The sequence below is a fragment of the Marinobacter sp. DUT-1 genome, assembly GCF_050379415.1.
Taxonomy (GTDB): domain Bacteria; phylum Pseudomonadota; class Gammaproteobacteria; order Pseudomonadales; family Oleiphilaceae; genus Marinobacter.
This window is the reverse complement of record NZ_JBNRLS010000002.1, coordinates 817,925-834,764: the sequence shown is the minus strand read 5'-3', so window position 1 is coordinate 834,764 and position 16,840 is coordinate 817,925. Positions and strand designations below refer to the sequence as shown.

15 protein-coding genes are annotated in these 16,840 nt (G+C 59.1%); 13 read left to right on the top strand and 2 right to left on the bottom strand.

The annotated features are described in order from the left end of the window. The first annotated feature begins 13 nt into the window (after positions 1 to 13). The 4 genes from ACQUTG_RS09450 to ACQUTG_RS09435 all read left to right on the top strand — a co-directional run bounded on the left by ACQUTG_RS09450 (position 14) and on the right by ACQUTG_RS09435 (position 3,261). Entirely contained in the window at positions 14 to 691 is a 678-nt protein-coding gene (locus ACQUTG_RS09450) for a TetR/AcrR family transcriptional regulator (protein ID WP_410327422.1), read from the top strand. A gap of 61 nt (positions 692 to 752) precedes the next feature. Next, complete coding sequence (locus ACQUTG_RS09445; protein ID WP_428919145.1) at positions 753 to 1,253, top strand: L,D-transpeptidase family protein; 501 nt, start codon at positions 753 to 755, stop codon at positions 1,251 to 1,253. A gap of 23 nt (positions 1,254 to 1,276) precedes the next feature. Next, the gene (locus ACQUTG_RS09440) at positions 1,277 to 2,476 is read left to right on the top strand and encodes a mechanosensitive ion channel family protein (RefSeq protein ID WP_428919144.1); all 1,200 of its coding nucleotides are present in this window, start codon (positions 1,277 to 1,279) and stop codon (positions 2,474 to 2,476) included. Next, positions 2,473 to 3,261, top strand: a complete 789-nt coding sequence (locus ACQUTG_RS09435) for an S-methyl-5'-thioinosine phosphorylase (protein WP_428919143.1) — start codon at positions 2,473 to 2,475, stop codon at positions 3,259 to 3,261. The genes ACQUTG_RS09440 and ACQUTG_RS09435 overlap by 4 nt, the downstream gene beginning before the upstream one ends. On the opposite strand, the gene ACQUTG_RS09430 is transcribed toward ACQUTG_RS09435, so the two are convergent. After that, entirely contained in the window at positions 3,236 to 3,997 is a 762-nt protein-coding gene (locus ACQUTG_RS09430) for a CsiV family protein (RefSeq protein WP_428919142.1), read from the bottom strand. The two genes, ACQUTG_RS09435 and ACQUTG_RS09430, sit on opposite strands and share 26 nt — an antisense overlap. Before the next feature lie 28 nt (positions 3,998 to 4,025). Next, a complete protein-coding gene (mfd, locus tag ACQUTG_RS09425; RefSeq protein WP_428919141.1) occupies positions 4,026 to 7,550 on the bottom strand; it encodes a transcription-repair coupling factor in 3,525 nt (1,174 codons plus the stop codon). Positions 7,551 to 7,765: 215 nt separating this feature from the next. Here mfd and ACQUTG_RS09420 point away from each other — a divergent pair, with 215 nt between their 5' ends. The 9 genes from ACQUTG_RS09420 to nqrM all read left to right on the top strand — a co-directional run bounded on the left by ACQUTG_RS09420 (position 7,766) and on the right by nqrM (position 16,774). Continuing rightward, on the top strand, positions 7,766 to 9,235 hold the full coding sequence (locus tag ACQUTG_RS09420) for a glyceraldehyde-3-phosphate dehydrogenase (RefSeq protein ID WP_428919140.1): 1,470 nt from the start codon (positions 7,766 to 7,768) through the stop codon (positions 9,233 to 9,235). 323 nt (positions 9,236 to 9,558) lie between these two features. Next, a complete protein-coding gene (locus ACQUTG_RS09415; protein ID WP_428919139.1) occupies positions 9,559 to 10,905 on the top strand; it encodes a Na(+)-translocating NADH-quinone reductase subunit A in 1,347 nt (448 codons plus the stop codon). 4 nt (positions 10,906 to 10,909) lie between these two features. Next, the gene (locus tag ACQUTG_RS09410) at positions 10,910 to 12,118 is read left to right on the top strand and encodes an NADH:ubiquinone reductase (Na(+)-transporting) subunit B (protein ID WP_428919138.1); all 1,209 of its coding nucleotides are present in this window, start codon (positions 10,910 to 10,912) and stop codon (positions 12,116 to 12,118) included. Further along, positions 12,111 to 12,914, top strand: a complete 804-nt coding sequence (locus tag ACQUTG_RS09405; protein WP_428919137.1) for a Na(+)-translocating NADH-quinone reductase subunit C — start codon at positions 12,111 to 12,113, stop codon at positions 12,912 to 12,914. Before ACQUTG_RS09410 ends, ACQUTG_RS09405 begins: the two co-directional genes overlap by 8 nt. Positions 12,915 to 12,916: 2 nt before the next feature. Further along, positions 12,917 to 13,582 carry an NADH:ubiquinone reductase (Na(+)-transporting) subunit D gene (locus ACQUTG_RS09400; RefSeq protein ID WP_239036804.1) on the top strand — a complete coding sequence of 222 codons (666 nt, stop codon included), beginning with the start codon at positions 12,917 to 12,919 and terminating at the stop codon, positions 13,580 to 13,582. Then, the gene (gene nqrE, locus ACQUTG_RS09395) at positions 13,582 to 14,190 is read left to right on the top strand and encodes an NADH:ubiquinone reductase (Na(+)-transporting) subunit E (protein WP_239036805.1); all 609 of its coding nucleotides are present in this window, start codon (positions 13,582 to 13,584) and stop codon (positions 14,188 to 14,190) included. Before ACQUTG_RS09400 ends, nqrE begins: the two co-directional genes overlap by 1 nt. A 37-nt stretch (positions 14,191 to 14,227) precedes the next feature. Beyond that, a complete protein-coding gene (gene nqrF, locus ACQUTG_RS09390; protein ID WP_428919136.1) occupies positions 14,228 to 15,454 on the top strand; it encodes an NADH:ubiquinone reductase (Na(+)-transporting) subunit F in 1,227 nt (408 codons plus the stop codon). Between the two features lie 9 nt (positions 15,455 to 15,463). Continuing rightward, the gene (locus tag ACQUTG_RS09385; RefSeq protein WP_428919135.1) at positions 15,464 to 16,513 is read left to right on the top strand and encodes an FAD:protein FMN transferase; all 1,050 of its coding nucleotides are present in this window, start codon (positions 15,464 to 15,466) and stop codon (positions 16,511 to 16,513) included. Positions 16,514 to 16,525: 12 nt separating this feature from the next. Next, the gene (gene nqrM / locus ACQUTG_RS09380; RefSeq protein ID WP_428919134.1) at positions 16,526 to 16,774 is read left to right on the top strand and encodes a (Na+)-NQR maturation NqrM; all 249 of its coding nucleotides are present in this window, start codon (positions 16,526 to 16,528) and stop codon (positions 16,772 to 16,774) included. Positions 16,775 to 16,840 lie beyond the last annotated feature (66 nt).

The window sequence follows — 16,840 nt, the reverse complement described above, 5'->3', positions numbered from 1 at the left end:
CACCGATAACAAGATGGCGCAATCTGATACCGTAGACCGGATTCTTGACGCAGCCGAGGAACTGTTCGCCGAGCGCGGGTTTTCCGAAACTTCCCTCCGGATGATTACCAGTAAGGCTAAAGTAAACCTCGCCGCTGTCAATTACCACTTTGGTTCGAAGAACGCGCTGATCCACGCGGTCTTTGCCCGATTCCTCACGCCGTTTTCCGCCACCCTGGAAAAAGCCTTTGACGAGCTTGAGGAAAGCTGCGGCGATCAGCCGCCGACCCTGAATCAGACTCTCTGGGCTCTGACCGAAAGTGCTGTCCGGATGCCCCAGCGGAATGAGAAGGGTATCTCCATCTTCATGCGCCTGCTCGGTCTTGCCTACACCCAGTCCCAGGGCCATCTGCGGAAGTTCCTCGAGCAGGAGTACGGCGATCCGTTCAGCCGGTTCATGCGTCTGCTCAAGGCTGCGACCCCTCAGCTTTCGGCCGTAGACCGCTACTGGCGCATCCAGTTCATGCTCGGAGCGACCGCCTTCACCATGTCCAGCTCCGATGCCCTGCGTGACATCCTGCAGAACAAGACCGGTGTCGAAACCTCGGTCCAGGAGATCGCCATGCGCCTCGTACCTTTCCTGGCTGCCGGCATGCAGGCCGAAGACACCATGCTGGTTCCGCCCAAAAGCAGTAAGGTCTCGGTTGCCTGAGTTCAGCTCCCTCGGTTAGGCTTCCGGTCTGGAATAGTCCGGATACGGAGCCCGACCGGTTTTGAGCCAATCACCGAAGCACATTGATCACCTGGCAGTATCCATCGCTGCCCAGACCCTGTCCCTGGTGAGTAACCAGGGCCATATCATTGCCCGCTATCCGGTATCCACGGCCCTGAACGGGGCAGGGGAGCAGGACGGCAGTGGCTGCACCCCGCGGGGCGAACACTACATCCGCGCGATGGTGGGCCAGGGGCTGCCAGAAAATACGGTATTCCGGGCCCGTCGTCCCACCGGTGAAATCTACTGTCCTGAACTGGCACTGGCGCATCCCGACCGGGACTGGATCCTCAGTCGCATCATCTGGTTGTGCGGCCTGGAGCCGGGCAAAAACCGCGGTCCCGGGGTCGATACTTTCCGTCGCTTCATATACATTCACGGCACACCGGCTACCGAGCCCATGGGGGTTCCCAGATCCCATGGCTGCATCCGGATGCGCAATCCGGATGTGATCGAGCTGTTTGACCGGGTACAGGCCGGGCTTCGGGTTGTAATCCTCTAACCATTTTTCATCCGAGGGAATCGATGATCGGAGAGCTGCTGGCAACAATCAACGAGTGGATCAAGGGTTTCGGGCTGCTCTCCCAGGGCTGGCGAACCGGCATTATCGTTTTTGCGCTGGTCTTTGGTACCGCCATAGTCGCGTACTTGGCGAGCCACGTGGTGCGAGTGCTCGAGCGTAAATTCAGCAATACCCGGAATATCTGGGATGATGCCCTGTTGCACGCAGCCCGGCGGCCGCTTGTTGCCTTTGTCTGGCTCCAGGGCGTGTACTGGGCCGCGGAAGTCGCCCACCACTACTCGGAAGCCGAGATCTTCAAGGCCAATCAGAAACTGCTGGAACTGGGCTTTATCTGGATTGTGGTCTGGTCATTGCTGGGAATGATCAAGCAGGCCGAGCAGATCCTTGTTTCCCCGATGAAGATGAAAAAACCCATGGACTACACCACCGTGAACGCGGTGAGCAAACTGTCCAGGGCTGTGGTCATCATTACCGCCGTGCTGATTGTGATGCAGACTCTCGGCTACAGTATTTCCGGGGTGCTGGCCTTCGGTGGTGTGGGTGGTATTGCGGTGGGTTTTGCCGCCAAGGACCTGCTGGCCAACTTTTTCGGGGGCATGATTGTGCATCTGGACCGACCCTTCAAGGTTGGCGACTGGGTCCGTTCACCGGACAGAAACATCGAGGGCACGGTTGAGCATATCGGCTGGCGGGTGACGACGATTCGCACCTTCGACCAGCGCCCGTTGTACGTGCCCAACGCGGCGTTTACCACCATTGCGGTGGAAAACCCGTCGCGCATGTACAACCGCCGGATCTACGAAACCATCGGGATCCGCTACGCGGATGTCAGCCAGATGGCCGACATCGTCTCAGATATCCGTTCCATGCTGGAGAATCACGAAGAGATCGAGACCCAGCGGACCCTGATCGTCAATTTCGTGGCGTTCAACAGCTCATCCCTCGACATCATGGTGTACACCTTCACCAAGACCACCCAGTGGGTTCGGTTCCATGAGATCAAGCAGGATGTGCTGCTCCGGATCAGCGATATTATAGAAGGCTATGGTGCCGAGGTGGCGTTCCCGACCCGTACCCTGCACCTTCCCGATGGTGTACGTCTCTCCGGCCAGGACAATGGCGAACGCGAGAGTGGTGCGCGAGAAGGGGAACGGTCCGCCTCCGATAACGGCAAAGGATCACCCGAAGGAAAATCAGAATGACCGCAGCTTCAAGCACCTCGCCGGTCGGTATCATTGGTGGTACCGGCCTGACCACCCTCTCTGGCCTGACCATTTCCGGCGAGTCCCGTGTTTCCACGTCGTGGGGGGAGCCCTCGGCCCCCCTCGTGGAGGGGAGGCTGGGTGAGCAGTCTGTGATGTTCCTGTCCCGACATGGCAATCCGCACCGGATTCCGCCCCATCAGGTCAACTACCGTGCCAATATCATCGCGCTGTATGAGGCGGGTGTGCGAACGGTGGTCGGTGTGAATGCCGTTGGTGGGATCCATCGGGACATGGGGCCGGCCCACGTCGTCGTTCCGGATCAGATCATTGATTACACCTGGGGGCGGGGCAGTACCTTCTTCGAAGGCGATCTGGAGTCAGTCACCCACATCGATTTCACCTTTCCCTACGATGCTGACGCCCGGCAGGCGCTGATTGATGCCGCACAGCGGGAGTCGGTGCCGTTCTCGGATTTCGGGGTATACGGCGCAACGCAGGGGCCGAGGCTGGAAACCGCCGCTGAGATCCGGCGTATGGAGCGGGATGGCTGCGATCTGGTGGGCATGACCGGCATGCCGGAGGCGGCGCTGGCGGCGGAGCTGGGGATGCGTTATGTGTGCCTGGGGCTGGTGGTGAACTGGGCCGCGGGTAAATCCGAGCACATCATTACCATGGAAGAGATTGAAGAGGCCATCGAGCAGGGCATGTCCGGTGTGAAGACCATTCTCGCCAGCTCGATGGCCCAGCTCGGGCAACTCAGTCCGATGCCTCGACCTTCCTGAAGAACACCAGAACGCCGATGGTGGGGGAGTCCAGGAAGTGGACTTCCTGGCTGCGCATCCTGCGGGTTTCACGGATCCAGGTCACCAGTTCCAATGGCTTTGAAGCTGGCTGAGCCATTTGTGGCTGGAGGGATACGAAACCGTCGCCCTTGGTTTCTTCCTGCTGCTCCTCGCCGTCAGTGGGAGCCGGGGCGGACTGCCCGGTGAACGAACTGGTGCCCTGCTGCCAGTGATTGAGGTGGACGTCCACGTGCAGATAGCGTTGGCGGTCAATGGTGATATGCCCCTCGATTTCCCGTTGCCCAGCGCTATCGATCCAGTCGCCCAGCTCAATTCTGAGGGGGGCGCCCTCATAGTCGGGCGGGAACGCCTCGTACCAGCCTGCGCTCATCAGTACCCGGTAATTGCCACTGTTTTCCAGCCGCTGGGCCGCCGAGTTGAGGTACAGGTCCGCGCGGGGTGCCAGGTTCAGGGAGGTCTGGGCATTGCCGCTTTGATCCACCACCCAGAGTGCTTCGTCAGTCTCAACCGGTGGCTCCACCTCCCGGTCTCCCATGCGTTCTTCAACGGCAGAAGGGTCGACAATGCGCTCAAGAATGACGAATTCGGCACGGTAGTAGTCGTCCGGAATGTTGCCCGAATCCTGGGCCTGAGCGGTCAGGGCCAGCATTGCCAGCGTGAACGTGGCCAGGAGGCGGGCTGCCTTGGTACTGCTGAAAAGGGCGGTCGGTTGCAAAGGATTCTCTCCCCGAATCATGCGAGCGTCAGTGCCTGGATTTGCTGTCAGCCGGTGCCAGCTCATCCAGCATTTGCGAAATGCCATCGAGTTTACCACCGGTGGAGGTGTCCTTCAGCCTGAAACGGAAGCTGTTGGCCCCCTCAAGCCGGTATTGGTCCGGAGCGGATTGCACTTTTTTAACCAGAACCAGCGGGTCCACTGGTGTCGAGCCGCCAAACTCCAGACGGGTCCATTCCTTCCCGGCATCGATCTTCACGATGCCCAGAGCCTCAGCCTTGAGCCTCAATTCAGTCTGACGAATCAGGTTCTTCGTCGGTTCCGGTAACAATCCGAACCGATCGATCATCTCAACCTGAAGTTCTTTTAATGCCTCCGTGTTGTCCACGCTCGCGATGCGCTTGTACAGCATCAACCGGTTATGGACATCGGGCAGGTAATCCTCGGGAATCAGCGCTGGAATTCGCAGGTTCATCTCGGTGCCGTGGCTCAGCGGCAGGTCCGCGTTCGGAGTGCGGCCTTCCTTGATGGCCTTGACAGCCTCGTCCAGCAGTTGCATGTACAGGGTGAAACCGATGGACTCGATCTGCCCGCTCTGTTCCTCTCCGAGCAATTCGCCGGCGCCCCGGATTTCCAGGTCGTGGGTGGCCAGCATGAAGCCTGCACCCAGGTCCTGGGACTCGGAGATGGCATCCAGGCGCTTTTTGGCATCCGCGGTCATGGCCCTTGGCGGCGGCGTCAGCAGGTAGGCGTAGGCCTGGTGGTGGGAACGGCCGACGCGGCCCCGGAGCTGGTGGAGCTGGGCCAGGCCGAACTTGTCCGCGCGCTCGATAATGATGGTGTTGGCGCTCGGAATGTCGATGCCGGTTTCAATAATGGTGGTGCACACCAGCACGTTGAAGCGCTTGTGGTAGAAGTCGGACATGATCTGTTCGAGCTCCCGCTCGCGCATCTGGCCATGGGCCACGCCCACCCGCGCCTCGGGAATCATCCGGCGCAGGTCTTCGGCGGTCTTCTCGATGGTGGCCACGTCGTTGTGCAGGTAGTACACCTGACCGCCCCGCAGGATCTCCCGCAGGATCGCCTCTTTTGCCATGGCGTCATCCCGTTGCCGGACAAAGGTTTTTACGGACAGGCGCCGGGCCGGCGGGGTAGCAATGATGGACAGGTCCCGCAAGTGGCCCATGGCCATGTTCAAGGTTCGCGGAATGGGGGTGGCGGTCAGTGTCAGCATGTCCACTTCTGCCCGCAGAGCCTTGAGCTTTTCCTTTTGCTGGACCCCGAAGCGGTGTTCCTCATCAATAATGACCAGGCCCAGATTCTTGAACCGGATGTCTCCCTGCAGCAACTTGTGGGTACCGATAACAATATCGGCCTTGCCGTTCTCGATGGCTTCCAGCGCCTTGGTCGTCTGGCTGCCACTGCGGAACCGGCTCAGGAGCTCAACCTGTACCGGGGTGCCCGAGAACCGGTCCCGGAAGGATTCGTAATGCTGTTGCGCCAGCAGGGTGGTGGGCACCAACACCGCCACCTGTTTGCCGGACCAGGTTGCCAGGAAGGCGGCGCGCATGGCCACTTCGGTCTTGCCAAAGCCGACGTCACCACAGACCAGGCGGTCCATGGGTCGCTCTCCGGTCATGTCCTCGAAAACGGCCTGGATGGCGACTTCCTGATCCGGGGTCTCCTCGAAAGGGAAGTCGGCTGCAAAGGCGCGATACGCCTCCTTCGGATCCTCGAACTGGAAGCCCTTGCGGGCCTCCCGACGGGCATAGACATCCAGCAGCTCGGCCGCGGTATCCCGGATTTTCTCCAGTGCTTTCTGCTTGGCCTGGCTCCAGCGCTCGGTGCCGAGCTTGTGCAGCGGTGCGTGCTCGACATCGGTGCCGGCGTATCGGGAAATCAGGTGCAGGCTGGAAACCGGCACATACAGCTTCGAGCCGCCGGCATATTCGAGCATCAGGAACTCGTTGGACTCGTCGCCGACGGTAATCGTCTCCAGTCCGAGGTAGCGACCGACACCGTGGTCGATATGGACTACCGGGGCCCCGATCCGCAACTCTGACAGGTCGCGGTAGCCGCCATCGTCCAGTTCGGTCGGTTTTTCCCGGCGCCGGCGTTGCAGCACCCGTTCCCCGAACAGGGCAGTCTCGGTCACCAGGGCCAGATGTTGCTCGGGCAGCACCAGCCCTTGCTCCATGGGGGCAATGGTAATAGCCAGCGGGCACTCATCCTCCGAGATGAACGACTGCCAGTCATCCAGATTCCGGGGTTTCAGATCGTGGCTGGAGAGGTTCTCGATCAGTGCCTCACGCCGGCCGGAGGATTCCGCACCGATAAGGAGGCGGCCACCGAATTCCTCGATAAAGCGCTTGAGCCGGGCTGCCGGATCCGCCGCCCGGCCGTCCATTGCCACATCGGGCAGGGATCTGCTGGGGCAGTTGACGGCGCCGCTGCCTTCGACGGTGTCCGGGGTGGTGGTGACCCGCGGGAAGGTCTTCAGGTGGCCAAAAAGCTCACCCTGCTGCAAGAACAGGGTGGTTGGCGGCATGATCGGCCGCAGGCGGTCATGACGGCGATCCTCGTAGCGGTTGCGGGTTTCCGCGTCAAACTGGCTGACCGCCTCATTCAGACCCTGGGCAGTAAACACCAGGGTTTCGCCGGGCAGGTAATCAAACAGGGTGGCCGTTTCGTCAAAGAACAGTGGCAGGTAGTACTCGATACCGGGCGGCGTGATGCCGTGGCTCACGTCCTGGTAGATGGGGGCATCCCGGTCGGCATTCGGGAACTGTTCGAACCAGCGGTTGCGGAACCCGGAGCGGGCTTCCTTGTGCCAGGGGAATTCATAGGCCGGCAGCAGTTCGATGCGGTCAATCCGGTCAACCGAGCGTTGGGTCTCGGGATTGAAGGTGCGCAGGGTCTCGATTTCGTCATCGAACAGGTCGATCCGGTAAGGCTGGCTGGCACCCATGGGGAAAATGTCGAGGATTGCGCCACGGACCGCATATTCCCCGTGTTCGTAGACATTCTCCGAGTAACGGTAACCGGCGGCTTCCAGCTGCAGGCGCCATTTGTCGATGTCCAGGGACTGGCCAACCTCCAGGATCAGGGTGTTGCCCTGCAGGTAACTGACCGGTGGCAACCGGTGCATCAGGGTGCGGGCCGGAACCACCAGTAGCCCGTGACGGGTCGAGGGCAGGCGATGCAGGGTCCGGATCCGGCGGGAGGTGATGTCCTGGTGCGGCGAGAACAGGTCGTAGGGCAGGGTTTCCCAGTCCGGCAGGGATAGCAGTTCCATGCCGTCCGCGGTGATCGCCGGTTGATCCTCGTCACCGGGAAGCCCCAGGAAGAACCGCATGGCCTGCTCCAGCTCGATGGCCTCGCTGGTACTACGGGTGATAACCAGCGTCAGTCCCGGATGGTTGCGGGCACTCTCGCAGATGGCCAGGGCGTTACTGCTGCCGTGCAGCTCCCCCCAGGTTCGGTGGTCCGCCGGGCGAGTGGGGAACTCCGGTGCAATCAGCCGGTTATCTGATCTGGAGGGGCCTTGGCTCATGGTCGGGTGGTTGCTCCTGCAGTCCTGTATCGGGGAGATGGCGAGCGGCGTATTCTACCGTCCGGGAATGACACTGTCATGGCAGGGTGAGCAGTGCACGTGAGTATGAACGGAACCTTACGAATGGATAAGCCGATCGTATTTGCCGTCAGGCCGCTTAAGTTGGATAATGTGCGCCCCTGAAATTATTCCCAGTGCTAACAGAGGTCCCAACCGTGAGTCACGAACAGATCAACCAGCACCTGTCTAACTGGACGGAGAGAGAATCCACCGCGGAAGCCATGATTCCGCTGATCGGCCGTCTCTACCGCAAGAACAACGTGGTTACGTCCGTTTATGGCCGCGCCATTATCAACCAGTCGGTGATTGATATTATTCGCGCTCACCGGTTTGTGCGTCAGGTGGAAGACAGCGAGCTGTCCGTTCACGACACTCTGCCGATCCTCGAGGCGATGGACAAGCTGGACCTGGGTCGTGCCCACGTCGATATCGGCAAGCTGGCTGTGAAGTTCAAGTCCGAAGGTGGCGATCTGACGGAATTCCTCAAGCGCGAAATTGGCCCGGTGGTTGGCCAGTACCAGGCTCAGTCCGAGGAAGATGCCCACAACGACACCAAGGACGTTGTGCTCTACGGTTTCGGCCGTATCGGTCGGCTGCTGGCCCGGATCCTTATCGAGAAGGCCGGCGGCGGTAACAACCTGCGCCTGCGTGCCATCGTGGTTCGTCAGGGCGGCGCCGAGAACGACCTCGAGAAGCGTGCCAGCCTGCTGCGTCGTGATTCTGTCCACGGCCCGTTCGACGGCACCATTACCGTGGATGAGCAAGAATCTGCCCTGATCGCCAACGGCAACTACATCAAGGTGATCTACTCCGACGGTCCGGACAAGGTGGATTACACCCAGTACGACATCCACAACGCCATCGTTATCGACAATACCGGTAAGTGGCGTGACGAGGAAGGCCTGGGCCTGCACCTGAAGTCCAAGGGCGTAAGCCGGGTTATCCTGACCGCGCCGGGCAAGGGCGACATCAAGAACATCGTCTATGGTATCAACAACGACTGGATCACCGACGAGGACAAGATCCTGTCTGCGGCGTCCTGTACCACCAACGCCATCACGCCGGTGCTCAAAGCCATTCATGACGAGTACGGCATTCAGGACGGTCACGTGGAGACAGTGCACTCCTATACCAATGACCAGAACCTGATCGACAACTACCACAAGGGTAGCCGTCGTGGCCGCAGCGCTCCGCTGAACATGGTTATCACCGAGACTGGCGCTGCCAAGGCCGTCGCCAAGGCGCTGCCTGAGCTGAAAGGCAAGCTGAGCGGTAACGCCATCCGGGTACCGACCCCGAACGTTTCCATGGCCATCCTGAACCTGAACCTGGATAAGGATGTCACCGTGGAAGGCGTGAACGAGTACCTGCGTGACATGGCGCTGCACTCCGAGCTGCAGAAGCAGATCGACTTCGTGAACTCTCCGGAAGTGGTTTCCACCGACTTTGTCGGCTCCCGCCACGCCGGCATCGTTGATGCCCAAGCGACCATTGCCGGTGGCAAGCGCCTCATCCTGTACGTTTGGTACGACAACGAGTTCGGCTACAGCGCCCAGGTGGTTCGTTGTGTGAACCAGATGGCGGGTGTGACTTACCCGATCTTTCCGAAGCGCGCACGCGACTAAGGTCGTAGCGCCGGTCAGGCGCGATGTGCTCTGAAGAACCCCGGTGGCCTTGGCTGCCGGGGTTTTTTACTGCTTTCGGGGTAGAAAAACCATTCCGGTTTCTGGTGGAAATAGGTTTCCTTAATCTCTATAATTGGCGCGATTTTGGGTATGTCTGGCACCCCGTTTCTCATCTTTTCCTGCGTCAAATGCCTGGCAGCAGCAATTGCTGTGGCGTTTGAGTCAACTGGTGCAGCCTTCTGGCGCAATCCGCCAGGAAATCTGGGCCGCAGGGGCCGGGCGTTGGAAATCCTTAGATAGTTTCTGATGATTGGACGAGGCTAATGATCAAGATCAAAAAAGGCCTGGATCTTCCCATCAGCGGCGCTCCCGAACAGACCATTACAGACGGCAAGCCGATTCGCCACGTGGCATTGATCGGTTTCGACTACAACGGCATGAAGCCGACGATGGCTGTGAAAGAAGGAGACCGTGTCAAGCGCGGGTCGCTGCTGTTCACGGACAAGAAGACCGAAGGCGTTCGTTATACCTCACCCGCTGCCGGCGTGGTGAAAGAAATCAACCGCGGTGAGCGTCGTGTGTTCCAGTCAATCGTTATCGAGATCGATGGCGAAGAGGCTGAGACCTTTGCTCGCTACAACGATTCCGACCTTGGTGGGCTGGAGCGTCAGCAGGTTGTCGATAACCTGGTTGAGTCCGGCCTTTGGACAGCGTTCAAGACGCGTCCCTATAGCAAGGTGCCGGAAATCGATTCCGCTCCCCACTCCATTTTTGTTTCCGTGATGGACACCAACCCGCTGGCGGCTGATCCGACGGTTATCATCGGCGAGAATGCCAAGGCCTTCGAGAAGGGGCTGAGCATTATCTCCAAGCTGACCAGTGGCAAGGTTTTCGTCACCGGTAAGCCCGGTTCCGATGTGGCCGTGCCGAAAGCGGACAACATTGAAATCCAGCAATTTGACGGTGTGCATCCGGCTGGCAATGTGGGCACCCACATCCATTACCTGGATCCCGTTTCCGGCAGCAAAACGGTCTGGTCGATCAATTACCAGGACGTGATCGATATCGCCAAGCTTTTCGAGACTGGTGAAGTTCCGGTCGAGCGTATCGTTGCTATCGGAGGCCCCAAGGCCCTGAAACCGCGCCTGGTCCGTACCCGCCTGGGTGCCAGCCTGCAGGAACTTCTGGACGGTGAAGTTGCCACAGACTGTGAAGTCCGTGCCATCTCGGGTTCGGTGTTCGGTGGTCGTCGTGGCGACGGTCCCTGTGCATACCTGGGGCGCTTTGCCAACCAGATTTCCGTGCTGGAAGAACAGACCAAGCGCGAGTTCATGGGCTGGTTGTCTCCGGGCCCGAACAAGTTCTCCGTGCTGAACATCTATCTGTCCAAGCTCAACCCGGGCAAATTGTTCAATTTCACCACCACCACCAACGGCAGTGAGCGGGCCATGGTACCGGTCGGTGCGTATGAGCAGATCATGCCCCTGGATATCCTGCCGACCCAGCTGCTGCGTTCGCTGATTGTCGGTGATACCGAAATGGCACAGAAACTGGGTGCCCTGGAGCTGGACGAAGAAGATCTGGCGCTGTGCACCTTCGTGTGCCCCGGCAAATATGAATACGGTCCGATTCTCCGTGAGAACCTGACCCGAATCGAGATCGAGGGCTAATACGATGGCAATCCGACAGTTTCTCGATGGAATCGAGCATCACTTTGAGAAGGGCGGCAAGTACGAGCGGTGGTATGCGCTGTATGAAGCCGTCGATACCATTTTCTACTCGCCTTCGAGCGTAACCTCCACCACCTCCCATGTGCGTGACGGCGTTGACCTCAAGCGCATCATGATCACGGTGTGGTTGTGTACCTTCCCGGCCATGTTCTTCGGTATGTGGAACATCGGCTACCAGGCCAACAGCTTCCTGGCGTCCAACCCGGATGCCATGGTGGGTGACGGCGGCCTGCGGACTGCCTTCATCCAGGCCCTGGCGGTAACCGGCGCCGGTGCCGGCATGTGGGATAACTTCGTTTACGGTCTGGCGTACTTCGTGCCCATCTACTTCGTCACCTTCGTGGTGGGTGGTTTCTGGGAAGTGCTGTTCGCCACCGTGCGTCGCCACGAAGTGAACGAAGGATTCTTCGTGACCTCCGTGCTCTTCGCCCTGATCTGCCCGCCCACCATCCCGCTGTGGCAGGTGGCCCTGGGTATCACCTTCGGTGTGGTGATCGGCAAGGAAGTATTCGGCGGTACCGGCAAGAACTTCCTGAACCCGGCCCTGACGGGTCGTGCGTTCCTGTACTTCGCCTATCCGGCGCAGATCTCCGGTGACACTGTCTGGACCGCGGTTGACGGCTTCAGTGGCGCCACTGCCCTGAGCTGGGCGGCCTCCGGTGGTCTGGAAGCACTGCAGGAGCAGATCGGCTGGATGAGCGCATTCATGGGCACCATTCAGGGCTCCATGGGTGAGACGTCGACCCTGGCCATCCTGATCGGCGGTCTCATTCTGCTAGTGATGAAGATCGCTTCCTACCGCATCGTGGGTGGTGTGCTGATCGGCATGATCGGTATGTCCCTGTTGCTGAATCTGGTCGGTTCCGACACCAACCCGATGTTCGGCGTGCCGGCACACTGGCACCTGGTCATGGGTGGTTTTGCCTTCGGTATGATGTTCATGGCTACCGACCCGGTCTCTGCCGCCATGACCAACACCGGCCGCTGGTGCTTCGGTATCCTGGTGGGCGTGATGACCGTGCTGATCCGTGTGGTCAACCCGGCATTCCCGGAAGGCATCATGCTGGCGATCCTGTTCGCCAACCTGTTCGCACCGCTGATGGACCACTACGTGGTTCAGGCCAACATCAAACGGAGGCTTGCTCGTGGCTAAAGCTAAAGATACTGTCTCCAGAACCCTGATGGTTGCACTGGTGCTGAGTATTGCGTTCTCGGTTGTGGTTTCGACCGCAGCCGTCATGCTCCGGCCGGCGCAGATCCAGAATCAGAACCTGGATATCAAGACCAACATCCTGTCCGCTGCCGGCATGCTTGAGCCCGGCACCAGCGCCCAGGAGATCGAAGAAGCGTTCGAGCGTTTCGACGTGCGCCTGGTGGACCTGGATAGCGGCGAATTCGTGGAGCCTTCCGCCGTTGGCGTGCAGGACCCCATGAAGTACGACATGTACAAGGCGGCCTCTGATCCCCAGATGTCCACCAACATTCCCTCCTCCGAAGACAAGGCCGGCATCAAGCGCCGTCCGAACGTCGCCAAGGTTTATACCCTGAGCGAGAACGGTGAGCTGGTTCGTGTGGTGCTACCGATTCATGGCTATGGCCTGTGGTCCACCCTTTATGGTTTCATCTCCCTGGAGGGAGACCTGAACACCATCGAAGGTCTCGGCTTTTACTCCCACGCGGAGACACCGGGTCTGGGTGGTGAAGTGGACAATCCGCGCTGGAAACAGCAGTGGGTCGGCAAGGAAGTGTATGCCGACAGCCCCAGCGAGCCCCAGATCCAGCTGGTCAAGGGTGGTGTGAATGCTGATGCCCGTGACAAGGAGCATAAGGTTGACGCTCTGTCGGGCGCAACGCTCACCAGTCGGGGTGTTCAGCAGCTGGTCAACTACTGGATGGGTGAGCGCGGGTTCGCTCCGTTCCTGAAAAAACTTCGTGAAGGGGAGGTCTGATCATGGCCGGTTCATCTGCCAAACAGGTTCTCTTCGAACCGATCTTCAGTAATAACCCCATCGCCCTGCAGATCCTCGGTATCTGTTCGGCGCTGGCGGTAACCACCAGCATGAGCGTGACCATCGTCATGTGTCTGGCGGTTATCGCGGTTACCGCTTTCTCCAACCTGGCGGTTTCCCTGGTCCGTACCCAGATTCCCGGCAGCATCCGGATCATCGTACAGATGACCATCATTGCCTCCCTGGTAATCGTGGTGGACCAGATCCTCAAGGCCTACGCCTACGAGATTTCCAAGCAGCTGTCGGTATTCGTTGGTCTGATCATCACCAACTGTATCGTTATGGGCCGCGCGGAAGGCTTTGCCATGAACAACCCGCCCCTGCTGAGCTTCCTGGACGGTATCGGTAATGGCCTGGGTTACTCGGTGATGCTCCTGTTCGTGGCTTTCTTCCGGGAACTGCTGGGCGCCGGTTCGCTGTTCGGTGTTGGCCTGCTGCCGGTCGTGAACGAAGGTGGCTGGTACGTGCCGAACGGCCTTCTGCTGCTGCCGCCGAGCGCGTTCTTCATCATCGGTCTGGCGATCTGGGGCCTGCGGGCCTGGAAGCCGGAGCAGGTTGAAGAGCCTGACTACAAGATGTCTCGTCACAAAGCCAAGGAGGCCTTCTGATGGAACACTATATCAGTCTTCTGGTTAAGGCCATTTTCGTTGAGAACATGGCGCTGGCCTTCTTCCTGGGGATGTGTACATTCCTCGCGATCTCCAAGAAGATCGAGGCAGCCACCGGTCTGGGTATCGCCGTTGTTGTGGTACTGACCGTCACCGTGCCGGTTAACAACCTGCTCTATAACACCATTCTGCGTGAAGGTGCCCTGGACTGGGCCGGTCTGCCCAACGTAGACCTGAGCTTCCTGGGCCTGCTGACATACATCGGTGTTATCGCGGCGATCGTACAGATCATGGAGATGGTACTGGACAAGTACATCCCGGCTCTTTACGCCGCACTGGGTGTGTTCCTGCCGTTGATCACGGTTAACTGCGCCATCCTGGGTGCGTCACTGTTCATGGTTGAGCGTGACTACACCTTTGGCGAGAGTCTGGTGTATGGCTTTGGTGCCGGCCTCGGCTGGGCGCTGGCCATCATCGCACTGGCAGGTATCCGTGAGAAACTCAAGTACAGCGACGTTCCGGAAGGCCTGCGTGGCCTGGGCATCACCTTCATTACCGTTGGTCTGATGTCCCTGGGCTTCATGTCCTTCTCCGGTATCTCCCTGTAATTCACCCGGTGATTCGGTTTAACGAAAAGGCGAGACCATGAATACAGAAATTATTCTCGGCGTGGTCATGTTCACCGTTATCGTTCTGGCGCTGGTCGCGATTATCCTCGCGGCCCGCTCCAAGCTGGTAAGCACCGGTGACGTGACCATTGAGATCAACGACGATCCTGAGCATACGCTCAAGACCAGCGCCGGCGGCAAGCTGCTCGGCACCCTGGCCAACAGCGGCATCTACCTGTCTTCCGCCTGTGGTGGCGGTGGTACCTGCGCCCAGTGCAAGTGCAAGGTTCTGGACGGTGGCGGCGCCATGCTGCCCACGGAAAAGACCCACTTCACCAACCGGGAAGAGAAGGAAGGCTGGCGCCTGTCCTGCCAGGTTCCGGTCAAGCAGGACATGAAAATCGAGGTTCCGGAAGAGTTCTTCGGCGTGAAGAAGTGGGAGTGCGAGGTTATCTCCAACCACAACGTCGCGACGTTCATCAAGGAACTGGTTCTGAAGCTGCCGGAAGGCGAGGAAGTGGACTTCCGCGCTGGTGGTTACGTGCAGCTCGAATGTCCTCCGTACGAGATTGACTTCAAGGATTTCGATATCGAGGAAGAGTTCCACGAAGACTGGGACAAGCACGATATCTGGCGCTACAAGGCGATCAACAAGGAAGAAACCATCCGCGCCTACTCCATGGCGAACTATCCGGAAGAGAAGGGTGTTCTGAAGTTCAACATCCGGATCGCCACTCCGCCTCCGGGTACCGATCACCCGCCAGGCATCATGTCGAGCTATGTGTTCAACCTGAAGCCGGGTGACAAGGTCACCGTTATGGGGCCGTTCGGTGAGTTCTTCGCCAAGAAGACCGACGCCGAAATGGTGTTCATCGGCGGTGGTGCCGGTATGGCCCCGATGCGTTCGCACATCTTCGACCAGCTCAAGCGCCTGAATTCCAAGCGCAAGATCAGCTTCTGGTACGGTGCCCGGAGTGTCCGCGAGATGTTCTACGTGGAAGACTTCGACATGCTGCAGGAAGAAAACGAGAACTTCGAGTGGCATGTGGCGCTGTCCGATGCGCTTCCGGAAGACAACTGGGAAGGCCCCACCGGCTTTATCCATAACGTGTTGTACGAAAACTATCTGAAGGACCACCCGGCACCCGAGGACTGTGAGTACTACATGTGTGGGCCCCCCATCATGAATGCCTCGGTCATCAAGATGCTCAAGGATCTTGGTGTTGAGGATGAAAACATCATGCTGGATGACTTCGGGGGTTAATCTACTCAGATGACATCCTGCATGTTACGACCCGTCAGGGTGGCCGTGGTCAGCGCCTTTGTGGCGCTGGCCCTGGCCGCTCTGGCGGGTTGTTCGTTTGAGCCCGAGGAAAAAGTCTGGGAAATCTCCGGTGGCGTGTTCGGTACCACCTACCACATCAATGTCGTATTGACGGATGACCAGCAACGTCTGGAGAATCTGGCCAAAGGCATTGAAACAGAACTGGAAAAGGTGGATGCCGCCATGTCGACCTGGCGGGAAGACTCCGAGCTGTCGCGACTGAACCGGATGCCGGACCAGAGTGAATGGGTCGAGATCTCCGAGCCGCTTCATGAGGTCCTTGCCAAGGCCGTGGAGGTCTCCAAGCTTACAGATGGCGCCTTTGATGTGACCATAGGGCCGGTGGTGAACCTCTGGGGGTTCGGTCCCGAGGCCCGGCCCGAGCAGGTTCCGACCGAGCAGGAGCTGGCCCGTGTGTTATCGGCCACCGGCTATGAGCAGCTTGCGCTTCGGGATGAGCCGCCGGCCGTGCGGGCAGACAAGCCGCAATACATTGATCTTTCAGCGATTGCGAAAGGCTACGGTGTGGATGCGGTGGCCCGTTACCTCGACAGTGAAGGTGTGAGCGCTTACCTTGTAGAGATCGGCGGTGAAGTCCGTGTCCAGGGCCGTAAACCGGGCGGCGACGCCTGGCGTCTGGCCATTGAACAGCCCATATCGGAAGGCCGGGAGGTCAACCGGGTGGTCGCGCTGGAAACCGAAGCGATGGCGACGTCTGGAGATTATCGTAACTATTACGAATCGGAAGGGCGGCGTTATTCCCATACAATTGACCCTGAGACCGGAAAACCGATCACCCACAATCTGGCCTCCGTGACGGTTCTCGCTGAAGACTGTATGACGGCGGATGCATTGGCCACCGGCTTTAACGTGATGGGGTTTGAGCGCGCTCAGGCGCTGGCAACGCGGGAGAATATCCCCGCCTATTTTATTATCAGGACGGAAAACGGCTTTGAAACGCATCAGACGCCGGCCTTTTCCTCCTACGTGATCCAGTAAAGGGAGGGCAACATGGGTACCTTTCTTCTTGTTTTGTTCATCGTGATTGTGCTGGTGGCGGCAATGTCCATCGGCGTCATGTTCGGGCGCAAACCGATCAGTGGAACCTGCGGCGGTATTGGTGCTCTGGGTATCAGCTCCTCCTGCGATATTTGCGGCGGCAATACCCAGAAGTGCAAGGAAGAGAACGAGCGGCTGGAGAGCGAAGCGAAGGGTGCTGACGACCTGGCCTACGATGCCACCAGCGCTGATCGTCACTGATCGAAACGCCGTCGATCCGCATACAAAATCAATAATCAGAATCAAATTCTCACGACGTAGATAAGG